The 22591-nt window shown below is 68.9% G+C and carries 22 protein-coding genes; 13 read left to right on the top strand and 9 right to left on the bottom strand.

Annotated features, from left to right (window positions below; all coding sequences use genetic code 11):
* From QHF84_RS41170 to mnmA, 3 genes are all read right to left on the bottom strand, one after another.
* Nucleotides 1-2027: protein kinase (locus tag QHF84_RS41170; RefSeq protein WP_281319063.1), on the bottom strand; the 2027-nt coding region annotated here is incomplete at its 3' end.
* A 320-nt stretch (nt 2028-2347) separates the two neighbouring features.
* Nucleotides 2348-2995, bottom strand: coding sequence for a hypothetical protein (locus QHF84_RS41165; RefSeq protein ID WP_281319062.1), 648 nt, complete (start codon nt 2993-2995; stop codon nt 2348-2350).
* Nucleotides 2992-4107, bottom strand: a complete 1116-nt coding sequence (gene mnmA / locus QHF84_RS41160) for a tRNA 2-thiouridine(34) synthase MnmA (protein ID WP_281319061.1) — start codon at nt 4105-4107, stop codon at nt 2992-2994. Before mnmA ends, QHF84_RS41165 begins: the two co-directional genes overlap by 4 nt.
* Before the next feature lie 162 nt (nt 4108-4269).
* On the opposite strand from mnmA, the gene QHF84_RS41155 reads away from it, so the two are divergent.
* Nucleotides 4270-6066: a response regulator gene (locus QHF84_RS41155; RefSeq protein ID WP_281319060.1), complete on the top strand. Its 1797-nt coding sequence runs from the start codon at nt 4270-4272 to the stop codon at nt 6064-6066.
* 21 nt (nt 6067-6087) lie between these two features.
* Here the strand turns inward: QHF84_RS41155 and QHF84_RS41150 are convergent, their stop codons facing one another.
* A complete protein-coding gene (locus QHF84_RS41150) occupies nt 6088-6648 on the bottom strand; it encodes a CPBP family intramembrane glutamic endopeptidase (protein WP_281319059.1) in 561 nt (186 codons plus the stop codon).
* Nucleotides 6649-6919: 271 nt separating this feature from the next.
* Here QHF84_RS41150 and QHF84_RS41145 point away from each other — a divergent pair, with 271 nt between their 5' ends.
* The 3 genes from QHF84_RS41145 (at nt 6920) to QHF84_RS41135 (ending at nt 9462) form a co-directional block, all read left to right on the top strand.
* Nucleotides 6920-7690, top strand: a complete 771-nt coding sequence (locus QHF84_RS41145; protein ID WP_281319058.1) for a zinc ribbon domain-containing protein — start codon at nt 6920-6922, stop codon at nt 7688-7690.
* Nucleotides 7690-9072, top strand: coding sequence for a DNA methyltransferase (locus QHF84_RS41140; RefSeq protein WP_281319057.1), 1383 nt, complete (start codon nt 7690-7692; stop codon nt 9070-9072). The genes QHF84_RS41145 and QHF84_RS41140 overlap by 1 nt, the downstream gene beginning before the upstream one ends.
* A 69-nt stretch (nt 9073-9141) precedes the next feature.
* The gene (locus QHF84_RS41135; RefSeq protein ID WP_281319056.1) at nt 9142-9462 is read left to right on the top strand and encodes a hypothetical protein; all 321 of its coding nucleotides are present in this window, start codon (nt 9142-9144) and stop codon (nt 9460-9462) included.
* A 7-nt stretch (nt 9463-9469) separates the two neighbouring features.
* On the opposite strand, the gene QHF84_RS41130 is transcribed toward QHF84_RS41135, so the two are convergent.
* Nucleotides 9470-10717, bottom strand: a complete 1248-nt coding sequence (locus QHF84_RS41130) for an NAD(P)/FAD-dependent oxidoreductase (RefSeq protein ID WP_281319055.1) — start codon at nt 10715-10717, stop codon at nt 9470-9472.
* A gap of 85 nt (nt 10718-10802) precedes the next feature.
* On the opposite strand from QHF84_RS41130, the gene QHF84_RS41125 reads away from it, so the two are divergent.
* Entirely contained in the window at nt 10803-11117 is a 315-nt protein-coding gene (locus tag QHF84_RS41125) for a 2Fe-2S iron-sulfur cluster-binding protein (RefSeq protein ID WP_281319054.1), read from the top strand.
* Nucleotides 11118-11148: 31 nt separating this feature from the next.
* Here the strand turns inward: QHF84_RS41125 and QHF84_RS41120 are convergent, their stop codons facing one another.
* Nucleotides 11149-12147, bottom strand: coding sequence for a phosphatase PAP2 family protein (locus QHF84_RS41120; RefSeq protein WP_281319053.1), 999 nt, complete (start codon nt 12145-12147; stop codon nt 11149-11151).
* Nucleotides 12148-12445: 298 nt separating this feature from the next.
* Complete coding sequence (locus tag QHF84_RS41115) at nt 12446-12613, bottom strand: hypothetical protein (RefSeq protein WP_281319052.1); 168 nt, start codon at nt 12611-12613, stop codon at nt 12446-12448.
* Here QHF84_RS41115 and QHF84_RS41110 point away from each other — a divergent pair.
* Entirely contained in the window at nt 12612-12992 is a 381-nt protein-coding gene (locus QHF84_RS41110) for a PDZ domain-containing protein (RefSeq protein WP_281319051.1), read from the top strand. The two genes, QHF84_RS41115 and QHF84_RS41110, sit on opposite strands and share 2 nt — an antisense overlap.
* 33 nt (nt 12993-13025) lie before the next feature.
* On the opposite strand, the gene QHF84_RS41105 is transcribed toward QHF84_RS41110, so the two are convergent.
* Entirely contained in the window at nt 13026-13421 is a 396-nt protein-coding gene (locus QHF84_RS41105) for a YbjN domain-containing protein (RefSeq protein WP_281319050.1), read from the bottom strand.
* A gap of 249 nt (nt 13422-13670) precedes the next feature.
* Here QHF84_RS41105 and dctP point away from each other — a divergent pair, with 249 nt between their 5' ends.
* The 4 genes from dctP (at nt 13671) to QHF84_RS41085 (ending at nt 19143) form a co-directional block, all read left to right on the top strand.
* A complete protein-coding gene (dctP, locus tag QHF84_RS41100; protein WP_281319049.1) occupies nt 13671-14672 on the top strand; it encodes a TRAP transporter substrate-binding protein DctP in 1002 nt (333 codons plus the stop codon).
* A 136-nt stretch (nt 14673-14808) separates the two neighbouring features.
* The gene (metK, locus tag QHF84_RS41095; RefSeq protein ID WP_281319048.1) at nt 14809-16065 is read left to right on the top strand and encodes a methionine adenosyltransferase; all 1257 of its coding nucleotides are present in this window, start codon (nt 14809-14811) and stop codon (nt 16063-16065) included.
* Between the two features lie 129 nt (nt 16066-16194).
* Nucleotides 16195-17676: a choice-of-anchor L domain-containing protein gene (locus QHF84_RS41090; protein WP_281319047.1), complete on the top strand. Its 1482-nt coding sequence runs from the start codon at nt 16195-16197 to the stop codon at nt 17674-17676.
* Nucleotides 17677-17853: 177 nt separating this feature from the next.
* Complete coding sequence (locus QHF84_RS41085) at nt 17854-19143, top strand: choice-of-anchor L domain-containing protein (protein WP_281319046.1); 1290 nt, start codon at nt 17854-17856, stop codon at nt 19141-19143.
* 62 nt (nt 19144-19205) lie between these two features.
* Here QHF84_RS41085 and QHF84_RS41080 read toward each other — a convergent pair whose 3' ends face one another.
* Entirely contained in the window at nt 19206-20153 is a 948-nt protein-coding gene (locus tag QHF84_RS41080) for a hypothetical protein (protein WP_281319045.1), read from the bottom strand.
* A 174-nt stretch (nt 20154-20327) separates the two neighbouring features.
* Between QHF84_RS41080 and QHF84_RS41075 the strand changes: the two genes are divergently transcribed.
* The 3 genes from QHF84_RS41075 to iscU are packed head-to-tail and all read left to right on the top strand — an operon-like array spanning nt 20328 to nt 22571.
* Nucleotides 20328-20891, top strand: coding sequence for a MerR family transcriptional regulator (locus tag QHF84_RS41075; RefSeq protein WP_281319044.1), 564 nt, complete (start codon nt 20328-20330; stop codon nt 20889-20891).
* Between the two features lie 33 nt (nt 20892-20924).
* Nucleotides 20925-22142, top strand: a complete 1218-nt coding sequence (locus QHF84_RS41070; protein WP_348652921.1) for an IscS subfamily cysteine desulfurase — start codon at nt 20925-20927, stop codon at nt 22140-22142.
* A 24-nt stretch (nt 22143-22166) separates the two neighbouring features.
* Entirely contained in the window at nt 22167-22571 is a 405-nt protein-coding gene (gene iscU / locus QHF84_RS41065; protein WP_281319042.1) for a Fe-S cluster assembly scaffold IscU, read from the top strand.
* The last annotated feature ends 20 nt before the right edge of the window (nt 22572-22591 follow it).

Genomic DNA, 22591 nt, shown 5'->3' with positions numbered 1-22591 from the left:
GCGGCCGTGGGCGCGGTCGCGGCCGTCTTCGCGGTGGCCGGCGCGTTGCCGCCCCCGGGGCCCGGTGCGGGCGCGGGCGCGGCCGTTTCCGTCGGCGCGGCCGCGGCCGTTTCGGTCGGCGCGGGTGCAGGCGCCGGCGCAGGTGCAGGCGCGGGCACGGCGACCGTGCTCGGGATCGGCGGCGCTTCGGGCACGGCCGTGACCGACGGCTGCGTCGCCGCTTCTTGCGGCTGCTTCAGCTTGAAATACACGAGCACGCCGATGCCGATCACGCTGAGCGCGACGAGCGCGACGACGAGGACGAACACGCCCGTGTTGCGCTTCGGCCCGCCTTGCTGACGAGCCGCTTCTTGTTGCGCCATCCAGAGCGCGGCGGGATCGGGGCGCGGCAGCGACATCGCGGTCTCGATCTGCGACTGCGCCACGCGCTGGCCGTATTGCTGCGGCACCTGCACGTTCGGGTTGCTGATCGGGGGCTGGTATCCCGGCTGCGGCTGCCCGTACTGCGGTTGCGGCGCCTGCCCGAAGCCGAAGCCCGGCTGCTGCGGCGCCATCGCGCCGTTGAAGCCCGGCTGCTGCGGCGGGGGATACCCGCCGAATCCAGGCTGTTGCGGCGCGCCAAACCCCGGCCGGGGCGGCCCGGGATCCGGGATCTTCGCGTTCATCGGGAGCGCGATCGTCGCGTTCAGATCGTCCGCGTCACCCGGATACCCGCCGTTCGGCAGCGCCGCGGTGCGCTCGTTTTGCCCCGGCCCGGGCATGCCCGCGGCGGGGAGCGGCGTCGTGAGCTGCGGCCTCTGCCCAGCTTGCGGCATCGCCGGACGACCTGCGCTCGGCAGCGGCCCGCCTGCGGCCTTCTCCAGGTGATCACGCGTCGCCACCGTGGTCGGCACGTCCTCGTCGTCGTCCATGAGCGACGTGGCGGCCATCTGCTGCGACGCGGATCGATCCTCGGGCGGCGGCATCGCCGCGGGCGCGCGGTTCGCGATCGGCTGCGCCGCCGACTTCGACGGCGCCGTCCCGCTCGCGCGGCCGCGGCGATCGTCGTCGTCGTCGTCGAGCAGCGAATCATCGTTCAGTCCGCCTTGCGCGCGGAGTTGATCGACGTTGACCGTCGACGTCACCTCCGCGGCCCACGCGAGGTGCGCCTCGCGCTTGGCGATGCGATCGGTGAACACGTGTCGGACGAACTGCGCGACCTCTTCGGGACCGACGAACGCTCCGCTCTGGTTCAGGTAGACCTGCAGGGCGCGGGAGAACTCGCGGGCCGTCTGGTAGCGGTCCTTCTTGTTCTTCGCGAGCGCCTTCATGACGACCGCTTCGAGCCCTTGCGGATAGCCGCGCACGATCGTCGAGGGCAGCGGCACCACGCAGGCCTGCACCTTCTCGAGCGTGTCGAGATCGGTGTCCATGCGGAAGAGGCGCTGGTTCGTGGTCAGCTCCCAGAGCACGACGCCGAGCGCGAAGATGTCCGTCGTGCGATCGACGTCCGCGCCGCGCACCTGCTCGGGCGACATGTACGCGAGTTTGCCCTTGAGCGTGCCCGCGCGCGTCGACGCGAGTCGATCGGCGACCTTCGCGATGCCGAAATCGACGACCTTCGTGTAGCCGTCGTACGTGACGAACAGGTTGTGCGGCGTCACGTCGCGGTGAACGAGGCCGAGGAGCTGGCCGTTCTTGCCGCGCAGCTCGTGCGCCGCGTGGAGGCCCTCGGCCGCGTCGGCGCAGATGCGCGCCGCGAGCTCGGGGCTGATGTTCATCCGCTTCTCCTCGGCCCGCCGCATGACCTCGCGCAGCGGTTCGCCGTGGAGGTACTCCATCGCGATCCAGTACGTGTTGTCGTCTTTGCCGAGATCGAAGACCTGCGCGACGTTCGCGTGGTTGATCCCGGCCGCGATGCGGGCTTCGTCGAGGAACATGTCGACGAACTGATCGTCCTCGACGAGGTGCGGGTGGATGCGCTTGATCGCGACCCACTTCTGGAAGCCGCCGGGGCCGTCCATGCGCGCCAGATGCACGCTCGCCATGCCTCCGACGCCGATCTCGTCGACGACGCGGTATCGTCCGAGGAAGAAGGTCCCAGGCGCTTGCTGCTTTTCCGGTTCCTTCGGGCGGGGACCGGACGAGGAGGCGGGCGCGCTCCTGTTGTTCGCCGGTGCCGGACCGCCCGGTCGCGAAGCAGCGGGTCGAGGCGGAGGTTGAGCCATGACGCGTTGATGGAATCCTACCGCGAAAACGAGTCCACTTTCCATGCGCCGGAGAGAGCGCATGAACGCTTCCGGATGTTCAGCGGGCGACCACGCCGTTCTGCGGCGGGGGTAAGGACCCTACCGAAGCGCCTCGAACTTCAGGGAAAGGGCTGCCCGGGCTGGCCGCGCTCGAAGTAGAAGCGGAAGAAACCCGTCACACGCGATTGCAGTTCCTTCGGGATCTCGTTCGCGGGCGCGTCCACGGGAGCGTCGCGTGGATCACCCATCCACACGTCGAACTCGGCGTCCGTGTACTTCTCCGCGGCCTCGGCCTCGTTCGGATCACCGCTGAACAGCGAATGAAACGTGACCGAGCCATCCACGGCATAAAGGATGACGTTCTGGTTGTGGCAAGAGCGCTGGAGGTAGAGCGCGACGTGGATCGCCGGCTGATCCTCGGGCGGCGGCGCCGGGAAATCCGAGCCGGGCGGCAAGACGCCCGGCGAGAGCGTGACGTCGAGGGGCTTGCCGAGAAGCTCCTCCCGCACCTTGCCTACGTCCTCGACGAGCACCGCGAGCCCGTCCGACACCTCTTGCAGATCGGTCCCGCGCTGCACGCGCATCTGGAGCGTCGAGCGGTACGGCACCGCCGCGAAGAAGTCCGGGCGCAGATCGTAGGCGTCGAACCAGCAGTCCTTCGCGACGAGCGCGTCGCTCTTGACCTCGCCTTCGCCCTGCCCGAGCGAGCAGCCCATCGCGCCGAGCGCCAGGAGCGACGCGACCCCGAGGCAGAGACGCGCGCTCACGCCGCGCCTCCCGCACTTGCATGGAGCGCGGCTTTGATCGTGGCGCCGCCGCAGACACGATCACCGTCGTACGCGACCGCCACCTGGCCCGGAGAAACGGCCTTCACCGGCGTGTGGAACCGCGCGACGAGCACCTCGCCTCGCTCCGGATCCTGCACGCGCTCGATCGTCGCGCGTTCGCCCTCGTGACGCGCGCGCACCCGCAGGTCGGCTTCGAGCGGGAACGTCACGTCGTCGTTCCACGCGCCCGCTTCGAGCAGCGCGCCCGTCGCGAGTAGCGCGTCCTCGCCGCCGAGACGCACTGCGCCCGACTCCGCGTCGATCCCCACGACGAACGCAGGCCGACCGAGCGCCACGCCGATGCCCTTGCGCTGGCCGATCGTGAACCGATGCACGCCCTCGTGTTGCCCCACCGTGCGCCCACGCTCGTCGACGATCGGGCCCGGACGAACTCGCTCGCGCCCCGCGCGGTTCTCGACGAACGCGCCGTACCCGCCGGCCGGGACGAAACAAAGCTCCTGGCTCTCGCCCTTGTCCGCGCGAGGGATCCGCCGCGCGTGCGCCTCGGCGCGCACCTCTTCCTTCGTCGCGTCCCCGAGCGGCAGGACGAGCTTCGCGAGCTCGTCCTCGCGCAGCATGTGCAGGAAGTAGCTCTGATCCTTGACGCGATCCTTGCCTCGGTAGAGCCGCGCGCGTCCATCCGCGCCGACCACCGTCCGCGCGTAGTGGCCCGTCGCGACGAACGACGCGCCGAGCCGCTCGGCCAGCGGGAAGAGCTCGCGCATCTTCACCGAGCGGTTGCAGGAGACGCAGGGGCTCGGCGTCTCGCCTTCGAGGTACGCGTCGACGAACGGGTCGACCACGTGCGCGCGAAAAAGCTCTCGCCGATCGAACGTGTAGTGCGGGATGCCCAGGTGATCCGCCGCGCGCCGGGCGTCGTGTTGATCCTCGGGCGCGCAGCAACGACCCCGCTCGCTCCGGTCGTCGGGGTAGTCCCAGAGGTGGAGTGTCACCCCGATGACGTCATAGCCGGCGTCGCAGAGGCGCGCGGCCGCCACGGAGGAGTCGACCCCGCCGCTCATGGCGACCACGATCCGCGTTCCCTTCGTCACGAGGGCCAGCTTAGCGCCGAAAAGCCCGGCGTGCGCGGCCGAATCCCTCCGGGCGGCCGGGCCGAGACGCGGGGTGCCCCCCCGGCGCCCCGGAACGAAACCGACCGGGCGGACCCCTTGCCACTTGGCCCCCCGGCGAGCGCACGTGATACGGTTTCGCCAATGCCCCGAGGGCTCGTGCTCGTGATCGAAGACGACGAGTGGGTCAGCAGCCTGCTCTCGGGCGCGATCCGTGACGCAGGCTACGACGTCATCGTCTGCAACACCGCGCAAGCAGGCCTCGATACGGCCTGCGATCGCGAGCCGGACTGCATCATCTGCGACATCGATCTGCCGGACAACGACGGCTACTGGGTCGCGCGGAACGTCCGCACGCAGCCGTCGCGCGTGTCCGTGACGCCGTTCCTCTTCCTCTCCGCCCTCGACGATCAAGAGGCGCGGCTCGAAGGGTTTCACGTCGGCGCCGATGCGTACATGACGAAGCCGTTCCGCGTCGACGAGGTCGTCGCGCAGGTCGGCGCGCTCGTGCAGATGGCGTGGCGTCTCCGGCAGCGTCGCAACTCGCTCGTCTCCGTGCCGCCCTCGTCCAGCACCGAAACGACGGCGATCCAGGGCGATCTCAGTCAGATGTCGATCGCCACCGTGCTCACGGTGCTCGAGCTCGAGCGGCGCACGGGCGTCGTCGAGGTGATCAGCAAGAAGCGCAAGGCGCAGCTCGCGGTCGCCTCCGGCTTCATCGTGACCGGCACCATCGGCGGCACGACGACCGACGCGATTACGATCCTGCGGAGCATCCTCGGCTGGAAGGTCGGTCGGTTCTCGTTCGTCCCGCAGCCCGATCGTCCGCCGACGGGCAACGCGCAACCGATCGGACATCTGCTCCTCGAAGCCGTGCGCCTCGAAGACGAGAGCATCCACAACGGAGAGCAACCTCGTTCGAGCAAGGCCGCGCCCTCCACGCGCCTCTCCGCGCCCGCGATGGGCGGGCCTCCGTCGCGTCGCACCGATCTCGGTCCTCCATCATCGAAGGCGCTCGCCGAGCCCGCGAAGCCGCCGCAACGCGCGCCCGCTGCAGCCGCGCCGGCCGCGCACGCGCACCACGACGACGAGACCGATCGGAAGGCCTACTATGACTGGGCCGACTTCGGCATGGACGAGCCCGTGGCACCGCCGCAGAGCGGAGGCCGCGCGGAAGCCGCGCCGGGCTCGCAGGAGCTCGTGCCGGAGTCGGCCTACGGCGATGAAGCGCAGCTCGTCGAGGAATCCGAGCAGCTCACCGAGCTCTCCGCGGAAGCGCTCGACGAGGTCGAGGTGTCGCCCGCGTCCGAGTACCAGCTCGAAGAGGAAGATCTCGACGGCGCGCCGGCCTATCGCCCGAACTGGGGCACCGCGCAGAGGCAGCCCGGCGCAAGGCCTGCGCCCGCAGCGGGTCCGCAGCGGCCGGCCGGGACGTACGCAGCGGGGCCGGTTCGTCCGGGCGTCATGGCGCCGCGTTCGCCCAACCAGCCTCCGCCGCGCCTCACGCCCGCCGCGCGACCTGCGGTCTCCCCGGGTTTGCCCGGTCCGCCGCCGCGCCAGCCCGTGCCCACGCGGACCGCGGGAGGTTTGCCCGGACCACCGCCTCGCGCGCCCGGCGGGGCGACCCGGCTGCCGGGGCCTCCGCCGCGACAACAACAACAACCGCTCGCGCCTGCACGTGCGAGCGGCGAGTACACGCGTCCGTCGTTCCCCGGCCCCGCGCCCGCGGCGCGTCCGCCGGTGCCGGGCACGCATTCGAAGAGCACGCCGCCGCCGCTGCCGAACCCGGGCACGGGCCCGGTGCCGCGTTCGCCCACGCCGCCGCCGCGACAAGCGGTGCAGACGCGGCCGGATCTCACCGAGAGCGGCGTTCGTCCGGCCCCGCCGCCGCTGCCGCCGCGTCATCCGCAGACGGGCCCGGTCAACGACAAGAAGCGCTGAGCGCGCTCGCCGCGGGTTTTTTCAGGCGAGGTTCTGCTCGGGATCGTTTCCCGGATCGTGATCACGCAGGTACCCGAGGTTCACCGCGTTCACGATCGCGTGCGCGAGCAGCGGCCCGACGAGCGAGCCCGTGGCCGCGAAGATCGCCCCGAGGATCAGGCCCACGGCCGTCGCCCACCCCGTCCAGACCCAGCGGCTCGGCCCGCGCATCTGATGCAAGAGCCCGAAGAGCACGCCCGATCCGATGACGCCGATCACCGGCGTGAGCAGCCCGCGGAAGAGCACCTCCTCGCCGAGGCTCGACAGGCCCGCGAGGATGAAGATCTGCCCGACGGACAGATCTTTCGCGACCGGACGAAGTTCGCCGTGCAGCCTGCGCGCCCAGCCGAACCGTCCGACGGCGAGGCGCGTCGTGACCACGAGGATCGTGGCGAGGATGATGCCGGAGAGAGCGCTCGCGAGCGTCCCGACGGTCGACGTCAGGCCGAGCCACGGGTTCGGGTACATCCAGGGCGCGCCGTCCCGGAGCGCGAGCGCGAGGGCGGTCGCCAGGCACGCGAGGAGCGCATAACCGGCGGCCACGCTCCACGCTGCAGCGTTCCGGCCCGTCCGGGTCCACCGTCCCCGCATGCGGCCATGTTGGCACGTCCGCGCCTCGCCGTGAAGCGAGCCGAGCCGTCCCGGTCGGGCGCCCGTCCGCATCCGCCTCGCCCGCAGCGCCGATCGGTGCGCTCTCCTCTGGCCGTGGGACCGGCCCCGGATTAGATGCGCCCCTGATGCACGCGACCGTGTTCATCATGCCGGCTCTGAAGGGCGCGAGAGCGACGCGCGGACGGATCGCTCGCGTCTCGCCATGACCGCCGGATCGACCGAAGGTCGGTGCGTCGCTTGCGGCGCGGGCGTTCCCGCGGGCGCCGCGGTTTGTCCGCGCTGCGGGACCTCGCAACGCATGGAGGCGTGTCCGCACTGCGGGGCCACGGCGGGGGCGAGCCGCGACGCGGAGCTCCGGTTCCGCTGCGACGTCTGCGGCGGCCCGCGCGTGCCGCTCGACACGAAGAAGATGCGGCGCAGCGGCAAGGAGGTCACGGCGCTGAAGCGCGCCGAGCTCGCGCGAAAGGGGCGCGCGAAGAACCGCGCGGCCGCGGCGTTCACGGGCGTCGCGCTCGCGGGCACGATCGGCATCCTCGCGATCTACGGGCTGCTCGGCGTCATCGGCGTGGTGAACCCGGGCCTCGGGTTTCTCCTCGCGAGCCTCTTCACCGCCGGCCCGCTCGCCGCGCTGATCGCGTGGTTCCTCGCGCGCTCGCGGGCGCAGGCCAAGGAGATCGAGCCTGCGCTCGACGAGGCGTGGCTCTCGGTGGCGGCGGACGTGGCCGCGCAGATCAAGGGACCCGTCACGGCGCGCGCGCTCGTGGAGGCGCTCCCGATCGAGGAGCCGCAGGCCGAGGAGATGCTCGCGCTTCTCGAAGCGCACGAGATCATCCGCAACGACGGGAGCCTCACGCGGATGAGGATCGGCGCCTCCCCGGACAAACCCGACCTCGCCGCGGTCGAAGAAGCCGAGGCCGAAGCCGAGGCGGAGGCCGAGGCGCGCGCGCCCGGCGTCAGGCGCGAGAAGGTGTGATGCGCGAGCGAACGAAGCGAAGCGAACGGTCGAAGCCCGACGAGTCGACGAAGCCCTTCGTGCGAAGAAAGCCCGACGAGTCGACGAGGCCCTTCGTGCGAAGAAAGCCCGACGAGCGAAGAAGGCCCGACGAGGCAGCAAAGCCGAAACCGAGCGAGCCCACGAAGCCCAACGTGCGGCGCGCTCTCTCCCACGTCGGCGGAGAGACCACCGTCGAGGGCGATTCCACGCGAGGCACGGCGCTCGTCCGCGCGCTCGACGTGCCCCCGTCCGAGGTCGCCGAGGAGGCCGCGCGCGCGCACGTGCACGGCTTCCACAGCTACCCGGCGCGCATGCACCCGGTGACGGCGCAGCGGCTCGTCGAGTCCTTTTCGCGCCCCGGGGCCGCCGTCCTCGATCCGTTCTGCGGCAGCGGCACGGTGCTCGTCGAGGCGCGTCTCGCAGGTCGCAAGGCGATCGGCGTCGACGCGAACCCGCTCGCCGTGCGCCTCGCCGCGCTCAAGCTGCGCGACACCACGGAGGCCGATCGCACGGCGTTCGTCGAGGCCGCGCGCGCGGTCGCGCTCTTCGCGGACGAACGCCGCAAGGCGAAGAGCGGACCCACGCGGCGGTACGGCCCCGAGGATCTCGACCTCTTCGATCGTCACGTGCTCCTCGAGCTCGACAGCGTGCGCGCCGGGATCGATCGCATCGAAGAGCCCGCTCTGCGCGGCGAGCTCGAGCTCGTGCTCTCGTCGATCCTCACGAAGCTGAGCCGCCGCACCTCCGACACGTCCGAGCGCGAGTTCGAACGACGTATCGCCTCCGGCTTCGCCGCGCGCCTCTTCGTGCGCAAGGCCGAGGAGCTCGCTTTGCGTCGCGCCGAGGTGCAAGCGCGCCTCGCCGCCGCGCCGCCCGCGCGTGTCCTCGAAGGCGACGCGCGCCGTCTCGATGGCATCGACGATCGCTCCGTGGATCTCGTCGTCACCTCGCCGCCGTACCCGGGCGTCTACGACTACCTCGCGCACCACGAGGCGCGCCTTCGCTGGCTGCGCCTTCGCCCCGAGCGCTTCGAGCGTGCCGAGATCGGCGCGCGTCGCCGCCTCGATCCCATGGGCCCCGAAGAGGGCATCACCCGCTGGGAGCGCGAGATCGGCGACACCCTCGCCGCGCTCGGCCGCGTCATGCGCCCCGACGCCTCCGCGATCCTCCTCCTCGCCGACAGCGTCGTCGCGGGCCGCCCCGTCTACTCCGTCGATGTGATCCGCCGCGTCGCGCCGCGCGCGCGCCTCCGCGTGGACACCGTCGCCTCGCAGCCGCGCCCACACTTCCACGCGCCCACGCGCCGCGCGTTCGCTTCGCGTCCGCGCAAGGAGCACGCGATCCTGCTCGTCCGCTCGTAGCGCCCGCGCCGCGTCGCCACGAACTGTCCTCTTTGCGCCTTCGTGTGGCAGGATGCCCGCGGGCTTCCCATGGAGACGTTCGAGATGCGGAGTTTGACGGTCGCGGTGGTCGCTTTTGTTTCTCTTTCGATGTTCGGCTGCAGCAAGGGCAGCGACGGCGAGGGGACCGCTGCCGAATCCGAGGGCGCGATCGGCGTCGCGGAGTGCGACGCGTACGTGAAGAAGATGGAGGCCTTCCTCGACGGTTTGCCCGAGGAGGCGCGCGCGGCGCGTGAACCCGGCTTCAAGGCGATGCAGAAGGCGTGGCGTGAAGCCGCGCAGGCGCCCGGCGGCAAGGAAGGGCTCGCCGCGACGTGCAAGGAGAACCTCGCGAGCGTGCCCTCGAAGTAGCGCGCGTTCAGGCGAACGTGGGCACCTCGGCGGGGTAGTGCTCGCGGAGGAACGAGGCCCACGGCGGACGGCGCTCCACGTGGAACACGTCGCCCGAGAGGATCGACGTGATGAGCCTGCGGATCGTCGTCCGCTGGTTCGGCTCGAACAACGTCTCGCGGAACTGCCCCGCGTAGAAGCTCTGCACGACCCCCAGGAACAGATCGACCGCGTACCGCACGTTCGCTTCGTACGAGGCGAACGCCGCGCGCGACACGTCGCCCGCCTCGAGCGCGTGATCGATCGCCTCGGCCGCGAGCGAAGCGCCCTTGATGGCGAGGTGTGCGCCGGTCGAGAACAGCGGATCGAGGAAGCCACCCGCGTCGCCGACGAAGAGCCACCCGTCCCCCGCGAGCTGATCGATCCGATACGAAAAGTCCGCCAGCGCGCCGACGGGCCTGAGCCGCGTCCCGCCTCCGAGGATCTCACGCGCCATCGGCGATCGCGCGAATGTACGATCGTAAAACGATTCGAGCGTCTCGCCTTTTTGCTTCTGCCGGATCCACTCGGACGACACGACCACGCCCACGCTCGTCACATCGCCGCGGAACGGGATGAACCAGAACCAGCCGTGCTCGAAGATCACGATCTGGATATTTCCTTCATCCTGTCCGCTCGGCCGGAACGTGCCGCGGTAGTGCGAGAACAGCGCGGTTTTGTCGAGCCGCGCGATGTTCGCCTTCCGCCGCGTGCGTGAAGCGAGGAGCGTGTCGCGCCCCGTCGCGTCGACGACGACCGGCGCGAACAGCTCCACCACCTCGGACGGGTTCAGGAGGTTTTTCGCGCGCACCCCGACGGCGCGGCTGCCCTCGAAGAGAACGTCCGTCGCCTCCCACTGCTCGCGCACTTCGGCGCCGAGCTTCTGCGCGTGTTCGAGCAGCACGTGATCGAACTCGGCGCGCGGCACCTGATAGGCGTACGTGAACTTCGGATCGAAGCTCTCCTCGAAGCGATACGTGCTCTCACGCCCCGTCGTGCAGCAGAGAAACCGCGCGCCGTACTTGCGCAAGAACCTGCGATCGAGCTCCTCGTCCACGCCGAGCGCGGCGAAGACCTCGCGCGATCGAGGCAAGAGCGACTCGCCGATGTGAAACCGCGGGAACTTTTCGCGCTCGAGCACGAGCGCCCGTCGGCCGCGCCGCGCGAGGCTCGCAGCGAGCGTGGAACCACCGGGTCCGCCCCCGAGGATCAACGCATCCCACCCATGATTCGCCATCGCCCCTGGATATCGCGGTCGCTCGGCCTCGCCAATGCCGAGGCAGCGGGTCGACGGCGCGCGCGCCTTCCGTTAGAGCTGCCTCGTGATCCGGGTGGAGTTCCTGGCGAACGAGCTCGGCCCCGCCACGGCCGCGGACGCCGAGCCCGGCGACGCGCTCGTCGACGTGAGCGACGCATGCCGCGCGCCCGTCTCGTTCTCGTGTCGCTCCGCAAGCTGCGGCACGTGCCTCGTCGAGGTCCTCGAAGGCGCCGCGCTCCTCGAACCTCCGTCGAGCGACGAGTCCGACGTGCTCGACGTCTTCGACGCGCCGCCTTCGCAGCGGCTCGCTTGCTCGGCGCGGCTCGTGGCTCGGGGGGAAGGGCTCGTGCGGCTTCGCTGGGCGGGTGGTGACGAATGATCGACGGTGCGGCGCGCCGTTCGCGTCTCCGTCAGTCGAAGACCCACGCGCCGCGCAGGCCTCGCGCGAGGCGCCACTCTTCTTCGCGCCGCGCGATGATGGGCGCGAGCGTCCCGGCCGTGAACGCGAGCGTCAGACCCACGAGCACGTCGATGGCGTAGTGCCAGCGCAAGAACACCGTCGAGAAGATGATGTTCGCCGCGAAGAAGCCCGTCACGAGCGCGGGCCAGCGCCAGCGTCGATCCGTCTTCGCGTTGTGCAGCGCGTGCAGCGTGAACCACGTCGGCACGGCCGTGTGCAGCGAGGGGAAGATGTCCTTCATCGCGCTGCCGGCCTGCACCGTGTCCCAGACGCATCCCCAGAAAAACCCGCCGTTGATCGGACCCTTGAACTGCTGGGCCAGGTACTGATGCGGGCCGTAGCCGGGCACCGCCATGTAGCCGAGTTGCCCGATGCCGAAGACGAGCAGCGTCCCGATCGCGAACGCCGTCGTCCGGCGGCTCGGCTTCGTCAGCCACACGCCCACGATCATGTAGGTCGCGCCGATGAGGAAGTAGCTGAAGTAGAAGAACGAGAACCACTCGACGACGGGCCGCACGTTGAACGCCTCGAGCACGAGCGCCGGCTCGCGTCCGAAGATCGCCTCGTCGATCCGGAGCAGCGTCCCGTCCACCGAGTCCGGTCGCACCACGGGCAAGAGCCAGCGCAGGACGAGGTAGTTCTGCAGCAGCACGCCGACGATGCTCACGCGGTAGACGATCTTCCGGACGAGCGGCGGGATGCCGGGGATCACGCGTCCGATCAGCACGGCGCCGAAGATGACGCCGATGCAGAGCTCCGTCGTCCGCGCGCACGACACCTGATCGGCCGTGGCATGCCGCTGCGCGAGCAGCAGCCGTACGACCGTGAGGTAGACGAGCAGGATGACGTCCTGCACGGTGAAGCTACCGAGCAAGAACTTGAGCCACCCGCCTTGCATGGCGGTGATCTGTGCGGGGGCTCCCTCGACGTGCTCTTCGGAGGCACGCATGTCCGACGGGCTCCAGAGTCCGTTGTGGTGCGTGGAAGTGCTCACTTGTCCTCTCCACATTGCCGGGATCCAGCGACGAACCTCGACGCCGCGGGAGATGACGCGGCGGAGTCTAGGGGGGAAGGTTCACCAGGTCGAGGCTTCATCGCCATGGGACGTGTGGCGGCCTCAAGCAAGATCGGCGCCCATCGAAGGTGCGCGAAACGTCGAGGTTTTGTCGAATTCACGGGAACGACGTAGGGCGGGAAGGGCCTCGGCGCGTAGCCGGATGCGCTGTCGCCTCGCTCTCGGAAATCTTCTACGCACCGTCCTTCGCATCCACGCCCGCGTCGCTCACCGACGCGCCTTCCCCGATGAAGCGGAAACACGCGCCGGCCTGGCAAACGAGCCCATCGTCGTACTCCCGAGCGCTCGCCGCGCTGCACGCCGGCTCGTTCGTCATGACGTCCGCTAGGATGCGGGGCATGCGCGTCGCCCGAGCGTCGCTCCTCGCGTCGTTCTTCTTCGTGGGGCTCGCTTGCGCGGCCGAGCAAAAGGGCTCCATCGGCGCGGTGCTCTCGCGGGACAACGACACGGGCGCGCTCTATGTGCGCGACTTGTCGTCGGGCCTCGCCGCCGAGCGCGCGGGCCTCTTGCCGGGCGACGAGCTCGTCATGATCGAGGGCCGCTACGTGCGCGACCTCGACGCCAGGGAGATTCGCGCGCTCCTGCGCGGCGACGTCGGCACGTCCGTGCGCCTCACCATCGTGCGCGGTGAAGAAGTGCGTCGCGTGCGCGTCGAGCGCCGCGCCTTGCTCGACGCGAAGAAGGAAGAGCGCCCGCGCACCGAGACGATCACCGAGTGAGGGGTTTGCCCCGAGCGCTCCGCAGATTTCGCGTCACGAGCCTGCGAGTTTGTTCACGTCCTCGTGATGTTTGTCGGCGTAGAACGAGAGCACGTCCACGGCGTCGCGGATCTCGCTCGGGTCGAGGTGCTCGATCCGGTACTCGACGCTCAGGATGATGTCGCCGTCGTCGTCGACGGAGTACTTGGCGAGGTTGATCTCCCGGTTGAGCTTGAGCAGGCGCGTCATGAGCGCCTCGGCCGTGTCCGGGTCCTCGGGCAAACGCGCGTAGGGGATCACCGCGAACGTCACGAAGAGTGGTTCGAGATGTACGAACAGCGGAAAAATCCGGTCCTTGCTGCGGAAGCGGCTGCGCAGCGTGGCCTCGGAGAGCCGCTCGACCGGCCATCCTTGCGCCTCGAGGACGGCGCGGATCTCATCCAGGGTCATCGGGTCGCTATCATCAGGGTTTTTCGCGATGCGGCAACGTGAATAACGTCGTCACCTCGTCGTCCACTGTCCCGTGCTGCCCTCGTCCAGGAACGCGATGCTCGATGCTGCGGTGCATCGTGCGTGCGTGCGGGGCAAGCCTGACTGTTCGAGAACGACGAGCTCCGGTATACGAACACGCGAAGGCCAGGAGCAACCCTCGAGACACGTCGCGTGCGAGGGTCGGAAGAACCGAGACGGAGGCTTCTGATGATGCTGCGAAGAGCGATGGTGAAACTTCTCGGCGCCCTGACGGTCCTCGCGGGGATCGGCGCGTCGCAGGATGCAAGTGCCGCTGAAGTGATCAGGATCGGCACGCTTGCGCCGAAGGCGAGCCCCTGGGGGCAGGTGTTCAGTGTTTGGGAGAAGGCCGTCAAGGAGAAGAGCGGCGGCCGGCTGGAGCTGCAGTTCTTCTACAACGGCCAGCAGGGCGACGAAGGCGCGATGGTCGGCAAGATGAAGGCCGGCCAGCTCGACGGCGCCGCAGTCACGGCGGTTGGTCTCGGCAAGATTCACAAACCGATCCTTGCGCTCCAGATGCCGGGCCTCTTCTCCTCGTGGGCGAAGCTCGACGCCGCGCGCGAGGCCATGCGACCCGAGTTCGAGAAGGGCGCGGCGGACGCCGGCTTCAGCATCGTCGGCTGGGGCGACGTCGGACAGGCGCATCTCATGACGAAGGGCGTCGCGATCCGAGCGCCCGAAGACTTCAAGGGCACGAAGCCCTACGTGTGGCGCGACGACGCGATGATGCCGGTGTTCTTCCAGGTCGTCGGCGGCACCACGCCGTTCCAGGCCAACATCCCGGAGGTCCTGCCGAACCTCAACACGGGCGCGATCAACGCGATCGTCGCGCCCGCGGTCGTGGCCGAGCAGCTCCAGTGGGCGTCGAAGCTCGATCACATCGTCGCGGACGCGTCCGGCTTCGCGGTCGGCGCGCTCGTCCTGACGAGCAAGAAGATCGACTCGCTGCCGGCCGACCTCAAGGCCATCCTCCAGGACACGGGCAAGGTCGCCTCCGCGGCGCTCACGAAGCGCATCCGCAGCGAGGACGACGCCGCGTTCGGTCGCCTGAAGGGCAAGATGACGGTCATCGAGCTGACGGCCGATCAGAAGGCCAAGTGGCAAGGCCTCTTCAAGCAGGTGCGCGGGCGCCTTGCGCAAGGCACCTTCCCGGCCGAGGTCGTCACGAAGCTCGAAGGCCTCGGCGGCTGACGGATTTCCAGAGACATCGTCGCGTGCGCCGGGTCGCCTCGCAGTGGCCCGGCGCTTCGCTTTTGTCGTGTTCCGCGCGTTGACGGTGCATCGTCCACGGCGTATGCGTACGCCCCGTCCGTCCCAAGGAGCATCCATGCGCCGCTACCAGTTCACGTCCGAGTCCGTCACGGAAGGCCATCCCGACAAGATTTGCGATCAGATCTCCGACGCCATCCTCGACGGCATCCTCGCGCAGGATCCGACGGCGCGTGTCGCCTGCGAGACGATGGTCAAGACCGGCATGGCGATCGTGGCCGGCGAGATCACGACCTCTGCGTGGGTCGACATGCCCGTGGTCGTTCGCAGCACGATCAAGGACATCGGGTACACGGACTCGTCGATGGGCTTCGACTACGAGACGTGCGCCGTGCTCACGGCGATCGAGAAGCAGAGCCCGGACATCTCGCGCGGCGTGACGGAGGGCGAGGGCCTGTTCAAGGAGCAGGGGGCCGGGGACCAAGGCCTGATGTTCGGGTACGCGACGGACGAGACGCCCGAGCTCATGCCCGCGCCGATCTCGTTCTCGCACCGCATGGCGCGCAAGCTCGCCGAGGTCCGCAAGTCGAAGAAGGTCAACTGGCTCCGGCCGGACGGCAAGACGCAGGTGACGGTCGAGTACGAGAACGACGTCCCCGCGCGCATCGCCGCGGTCGTGCTCTCGACGCAGCACGGGCCGGACGTCAAGCACAAGGAGATCGTCGAGGCGATGCGCACGCTCGTCATCGACAAGGTCCTGCCGCAGAAGCTCATCGACAAGAACACGAAGTTCTTCATCAACCCGACGGGCCGGTTCGTCATCGGCGGCCCCTACGGCGACGCGGGCCTCACGGGCCGCAAGATCATCGTCGACACGTACGGCGGCATGGGCCGGCACGGCGGCGGCGCCTTCAGCGGCAAGGATCCCACGAAGGTCGATCGCTCGGCTTGCTACTACGCTCGGTTCGTCGCGAAGAACGTCGTCGCGGCGAAGCTCGCGGCGCGTTGCGAGGTGCAGATCGCCTACGCGATCGGCGTCGCGCAGCCGGTCGGCGTGCACGTGAACACCTTCGGCACGGGCCGCGTCGCCGACGAGGTGCTCGAGAAGTACATCCTCGAGAACTTCGACATGCGGCCGAAGGCGATCATCGAGCAGCTCGACCTGCTCAAGCCGATCTACCGCAAGACCGCGGCGTACGGCCATTTCGGCCGGGACGAGTTCAGCTGGGAGAAGACGGATCGCGCCGCGAAGATGGCCGACGACCTGCTCCGCCCGACCGTGTCGGCCACGAATGGCTCCACGCACACGAACGGCGGCGGCAAGAAGGACCAGAAGAAGCGCAAGAAGGCTTCTGCGGCCTCGCCCGAAGCCTGAGCTCACGCGCGAACCGCGTCCCATCCCGCCTCTTTGAAGCGCGGCTCGTCCAGCCTGCGCTCTTCTCTCCAGCACCACGGTAGCGCCCCGAGCGCGTGACAGCCTGCCGGCCGTTCGGCTACGCTAGGCATGCTTGCGCTCGCCGTGTCCATCGATACGCGCGTCTTCCTTTCCCCGAGGTACCGCTCGCTCGACGTGGCCGATCCGGCGGGCCATGGGTCGACGACGGCGACCGTGAGTCCGCAAGGAATCCTTTTTCATCACGAGGGCGTCGTCATGAAGCGGTCGAGAAACTCCACATGGTTTGGGCTCGTCGGGTTGTGCGTCGTCGTCGCAGCGACGGCGGGCGCATGCGCCGCGGGCGGCGGCAGCGGCAACTCGGGGGGCAATGGGGGGGAAGCGGGCTCTGGCGGCGCCGGCGGCACGGGCGGCGTTGGCAACAACGGCCAGGGCGGCGACGGCAACATCCTCATCACGACGAGCAACTCGTCGAGCGGCAGCGGCGGCGCGGGCGGCGGCGTCTGCGATGAGGGCCTGCCCGACGCGGACAACGACGGCGACGGCTACACCGAGCTCGAAGGCGACTGCAACGACTGCGACAAGTTCGTCAATCCGAGCGCGGTCGAGGTCATCGCCGAGGAGGACGAGAACGGCAACCTCCCCGAGCCTGCGGACGAGGACTGCGACGGCACGATCGACGTCCTGCCGCCGGCCTGCGACAGCGGCCTCGCGCTCGCGAGCCTCGATCCGGTCGACGCGGCCAAGGCGATGGGCGTCTGCAAGTTCTTGAAGAGCGCGAAGTGGGTGCTCTCGGACGGCAGCCCGCCGCCGGTGGACGAGACGCAGAAGGCGAACTTCCACCTCGGGCACGGCATCGTCTCGAAGCTCGGGACGAACAACAACCCGCAGGAGGGCAGCTCGATGCTCTTCCTGTCGTCGGGCAAGGCTCGGGACAAGGGCAACGCGGAAGCCACGTACCGCACGTTCGACAAGGGCTACACGAGCAACGCGCCCTTCGGCTTCCCGAAGCCGAGCCCTTCGTGCCCCAACGTGATCACGGGCCTCCCGCACGACGCGACGGGCCTCGAGATCGAGGTCGAGGTCCCCACGAACGCGCTCAGCGTCTCGTTCGACTTCCAGTTCTTCAGCTACGAGTGGCCGGACTTCTTGTGCCGCGAGTACAACGACTTCTTCATCGCCTACATGATCCCGTTCCCGATGGGGCAGAGCGACGGGAACATCGCGTTCGACATGTTCGGCGCGCCGATCAGCGTGAACAACAAGTTCTTCGAGGCGTGCGGTTGTCCGGGTAACCCCGTGGGGCCCACGGGTGAGTGCACGGCGAGCGGGTTCTCGTTCAAGTGCTCCCTCGAGACGAAGCAGCTTCTCGGCACCACGTTCGAGAAGGACGAAGCGAACGCGGGCTGGACGCATGGATCGACGGGGTGGCTGCGGACGACGACGGCCGTGGCGCCCGGCAGCCCGATCCGCCTGCGCCTCGTCACCTACGACTCGACGGACGGGAAGGTCGACTCGTCGACGTTGATCGACAACTGGCGCTGGTCGGGAAAGCCCGGCACGACCGTGACCGAGGTCATCATCCCGAAGTGACGCGCCTCGGCATGTCCGGAGCGGCCTTCGCCTGTGTCGCTCCGGACGCGTTCTCTGTTCAAGCCCGAGAGTGCATTGGGTACACTTTCGAATGCGGGCTCGCGCGTGCAGGGTGTGCGGCTCTGCGTTCGTGTCCGGCTTGGCTTGTCCTCCGTACGAGCGGGGATGGAGAAGATCATGAAGCGTAGCCATCTGGTTCTGTTCGGTCTCGCCGCGGTTCTGGGCGTCGCCGCGGCAGGCTCCGCCGGTTGCCAGGCGACCGGCGGTCGCAACGTGTTCAACGACGGCGGGTCCGGAGGCGAGGACTCGAGCGGCGGCGACGGCCCCTCGGGCCCCGGGCAAGGTGGCAACGGCGGCACGTCGGCGGACGGCGTGGGCGGCACGTTCGTCGGCTCCGGGGGCTCCGGCGGCGGCGGGGCGCAATGCAGCAACGATACGAACGTCGACAACGACGGCGACGGGTTCTCGGAGGCGCAGGGCGACTGCAACGACTGCGACGCCAACGTCTCGCCGGGCTCGATCGAGGTCGCCACGGATCCGAACGATCCGATGGCGAAGGCCGCGGACGAGGACTGCGACATGGTCGTCGACAACGTCGCGGCTGCGTCGTGCGACGACAACATCGCGCTCGACGATTCGAATGCGCAGAACGGCGCGCGCGCGCTCGACCTCTGCCAGTTCATCACGCCGGACGAGAAGAAGTGGGGCGTGCTCAGCGCCCAGTACGTGCGCGCGAACGGCAGCCCCGCGACGTACACGCGGCACATCGGCATCCAGAGCAACTTCGGTCCGAACGTGAACGTGCAAAAGGGCACGCGCATGCTCACGCTCTCCTCGGGCTACGCGCGCCTGCCGAGCCAGACCGGCGCTTGCGGCGGCCTGAGCTGCAGCCAGATCGGGATAGGCACCGCGCCCACGGGCTTCCCGCAGGACGTGCCCGGCTGCGAGGGCGACACGGAGATCAACGACGACGTCGGTCTCGAGCTGAAGATCCGGTCGCCGAAGAACGCGACGGGCTACAAGTTCAAGTTCAAGTTCTACTCGATGGAGTTCCCCGAGTACGTCTGCACGGCGTTCAACGATCAGTTCATCGCGCTCGTATCGCCGGCGCCGATGGGCTCGATCAACGGCAACATCTCCTTCGACAAGAACACGAACCCCGTCAGCGTCAACATCGCGTACTTCGACGTCTGCGCGTACGACTCGCTCTATCCGCAGTTCACCTGCCCGTCGGGGCCCAGCGAGATGGAGGGCACGGGCTTCGGCACGTGGGACGAGGCGGGCGGCACGTCGTGGCTGCAGACGCAGGCCCCGATCAAGGGCGGCGACGAGGTGACGATCCGCTGGGCCATCTGGGACACGGGCGACACCGCGTGGGACTCGACGGTGCTCGTCGACGGGTTCGAGTGGGTCGCCAACGGCGGCACGGTCGTCGTCGGGACGGATCCGATCGAAGACCCGAAGTGAGCTGAGCGGCTCGCCGCGCGGAGAAACGCCCTGCCCACGCGGGGCGTTTTTCTTTTGAGGTCCTACGATCGATCTCCGCAGGCGAGCAGATCGGCGATCGTCGCGCCTTCGAGCGGGATCTCCGGCAAGCCCGCGTCTCCTTGCGTAGCGATGCGAGCGAGCGCCCAGCGCGGCGCGAGCACGTCTCCACCGAGCCAGGCGCGCTGCGCCCCGTCGAACGCGGCCTCGATCCAGCCGATCGGCACACGCACGGCCGGGCGAAGGATCAGGCCGTCGGGGACAGGATCGAGCGCGTGATCGATCGGAGCGAAGGGGCGTGTGTCGAGTTCGTTCGAAGGCACGATCATCGCCGTGCGCGTCATCTCGATGCGCGCACGCAAGCCTTCGAGGAGCGCGTGCGCAAAACGGTCGAGGTCGATCGGCGCATCCGTCGAGAGCTCGGCGAGCGAGGCGGGCTTCTTGCCGAGGAACCGATCGATCGCGCGTTCGCTCTCGGTCGTGATCTCCTCCGGCAGAGCGATCGCCGCGTCGTACCCGACGAACGCTTCCACGAGCACCGCGCCCGATTCCGCGACGTCGAACCCGAGCAGCACCGCCGGTCGACGACGCAGCGTGATCCATTCGCGCCCGAAGTAATGCGCGAGCATCCCTGCCCGGGTAAAACCTCCGAGCAGCGGTCGCACGTTCCGGTTCAGCAGCGTCCGCGGCGTCGCGTCCGCCACGAGCGCCGCGACGTGTGGCAGCACGAGCGTCACTACGAGGCCCCGTCCGCCGAGCCAGGCAGCCGTCCCCGTCGTCGCGCGTCGCAAGATCGGGATGCCTCTCTGCGCGCACGCCGCGAGGTCCACGACGCGGCCTGCGCGCTGCGCCGCGCCGAGCACCACGGCCGATCCATCGACCAGGCTCAGCGCCACGTGCGCCGCCTGCGCCTCTGCGGCCCGCTCGAGAAGCGCGGGGCCGAGCGCGAGCGCTTCGGGGATCGCGCGCTTCTTCAGCTCGATCGCGTGCATTTTCGTCCTGCTCCGGTTGACAGCCTCCCGAGGCCCGCCTAAACCTTCCGTTAGGTAACCCTAACGCGTGCGTGAGGGTTGGAGTTTCCAATGCGACCGGTCCGCCATCTACCTTTAGCGCAGGGCTTCGAGAGAGGTGTCCTTCCTCTCCCGAATGGCGTTCGTGCGCATGGTGTGCAGCGGGCCGAGGCGGGGCTCGTGCCGCCGGATCTCGACGACGATCGGGACGGGCACGGGGGCGAACGTCTCCTTCAGGTCGGGGACATCGCGCGTGCCGTCGGCAAGACGGTCCGGGCGATTCACCATTACGAGGAAGTCGGTTTGCTCCGGCCGCACGCGCGTTCGAAGGGCCGGTATCGGCTCTACGATCGGGCGGCGGTCACGCGGGTCCGCTGGATCGGCAAGTTGCACGATCTCGGGCTCAGCCTCTCGCAGATCCAGGAGATCGTCGCGTTCTGGGAGAACGCGCCCTCGGCGCCCGAGGCGATGGCGCGGGTGCGAGCGATCTACCTGCAGAAGCTGGAAGAGACGCGCGCGCAGATCACGCGGCTCTCCTCGCTCGAGCGTGAGCTCGTGGCGAGCATCGATTACCTCGACACGTGCGACACGTGTGCGCCCGACGAGATCGTGGCGGCTTGCACGGACTGCAACGTGCACGATCGGACGCAAGCCGAGCCCGAGCTGGTGGCCGGAATTCACGGTGGAAACGGGCACTCCCGAGGTGGCGCGGACCGCTAGAGGGTGCTTCGAAGAGAGACGAAACCGATGTCGATCCAGATCCCGATTTACATGGACTACCACGCCACGACGCCGGTCGATCCGCGCGTCGTGGAGGCGATGCTCCCGTATTTCAACGCCCGGTTCGGCAACGCGGCCAGCCGGAGCCACGTCTTCGGGTGGACGGCGGAGGAAGCGGTTTCGCGCTCGCGGGAGATCCTGGCGAAGCTCATTGGCGCGTCGAACCCGAAGGAGATCGTCTTCACGTCGGGCGCGACCGAGAGCGACAACCTCGCGATCAAGGGCGTCGCCGAGCTCTACAAGGAGAAGGGCAACCACATCATCACCACGGTGATCGAGCACAAGGCCGTGCTCGACACGTGCAAGCGCCTGGAGAAGCAGGGCTACGAGGTGACGTACCTGCCCGTCGGCAAGGACGGGCTCGTGAGCCCGGACGACGTCGCCAAGGCGATCACGGACAAGACGATCCTCGTCTCCGTGATGCTCGCGAACAACGAGGTCGGCACGGTGCAGCCGATCGCGGAGATCGGCAAGATCACGCGGTCACGTGGTGTCCTTCTGCACTCGGACGCGGTGCAGGGCGTGGGCAAGGTGCCGTTCGACGTCGAGGCGATGAATGTCGATCTCGCCTCGATCACCGCGCACAAGATGTACGGGCCCAAAGGAGTCGGCGCGCTCTACGTGCGCCGGTCGAAGCCGCGCGTGCGCCTCGTCGCGCAGGTGGACGGCGGCGGGCACGAGTTCGGCCTCCGCTCGGGCACGCTCAACGTGCCGGGCATCGTGGGCTTCGCCAGAGCTGCGGAGATCCTCATGGAGGAGGGGCGCGCGGAGAACGAGCGCATCCTCGCGCTTCGGGAAAAGCTCCGCCGGCGCATCACGACCGAGCTCGACGAGGTCATCGTGAACGGCTCGCTCGAGCACAGGCTCCCGGGCAACCTCAACGTCTCGTTCGCGTTCGTCGAGGGCGAGGCCCTCATCATGGCGATCAAGGACGTGGCGGTCTCGAGCGGCTCGGCTTGCACGAGCGCGAGCCTCGAGCCCTCGTACGTGCTGCACGCGATGGGCATCGGCGACGACCTCGCCCACTCGTCGATTCGTTTTGGCCTCGGTCGGTTCACCACCGAGGAGGAGGTCGACTACGTGGCCGACCTCGTGATCCGCAAGGTAAACAAGCTCCGCGAGATGTCCCCGCTCTACGAGATGCACAAGGAAGGCATCGATCTCGCTTCCGTGCAGTGGGCCGCGCATTGATTTGAGGTAGGAGAGGTTCGAGCCATGGCATACAGCGAGAAAGTGATCGAGCACTACGAGAACCCGCGCAACGTGGGCACGCTCGACAAGAATGACGAACACGTCGGCACGGGGCTCGTCGGCGCGCCTGCTTGCGGCGACGTGATGCGCCTGCAGATCAAGGTGAGCGACTCCGGCGTCATCGAGGACGCGAAGTTCAAGACGTTCGGCTGCGGCTCGGCGATCGCCTCCTCGTCGCTCGCGACCGAGTGGCTCAAGGGCAAGACGATCGACGAGGCCGAGCAGATCAAGAACAGCATGATCGCGGAGGAGCTCCACCTGCCGCCGGTGAAGATCCACTGCTCGGTGCTCGCCGAGGACGCGATCAAGAGCGCGATCGCCGACTTCCGGTCGAAGCAGGCGGCGAAGAAGGCCCTCTCGGGGCAGTGACGGCGCATTCGGGGCGGCGG

Source organism: Polyangium sp. y55x31, assembly GCF_029946505.1.
In the GTDB taxonomy this organism is placed as follows: domain Bacteria; phylum Myxococcota_A; class Polyangia; order Polyangiales; family Polyangiaceae; genus Polyangium.
Note: the sequence above shows the minus strand (reverse complement) of the source record. Positions and strands in the feature narration are given on the sequence as shown.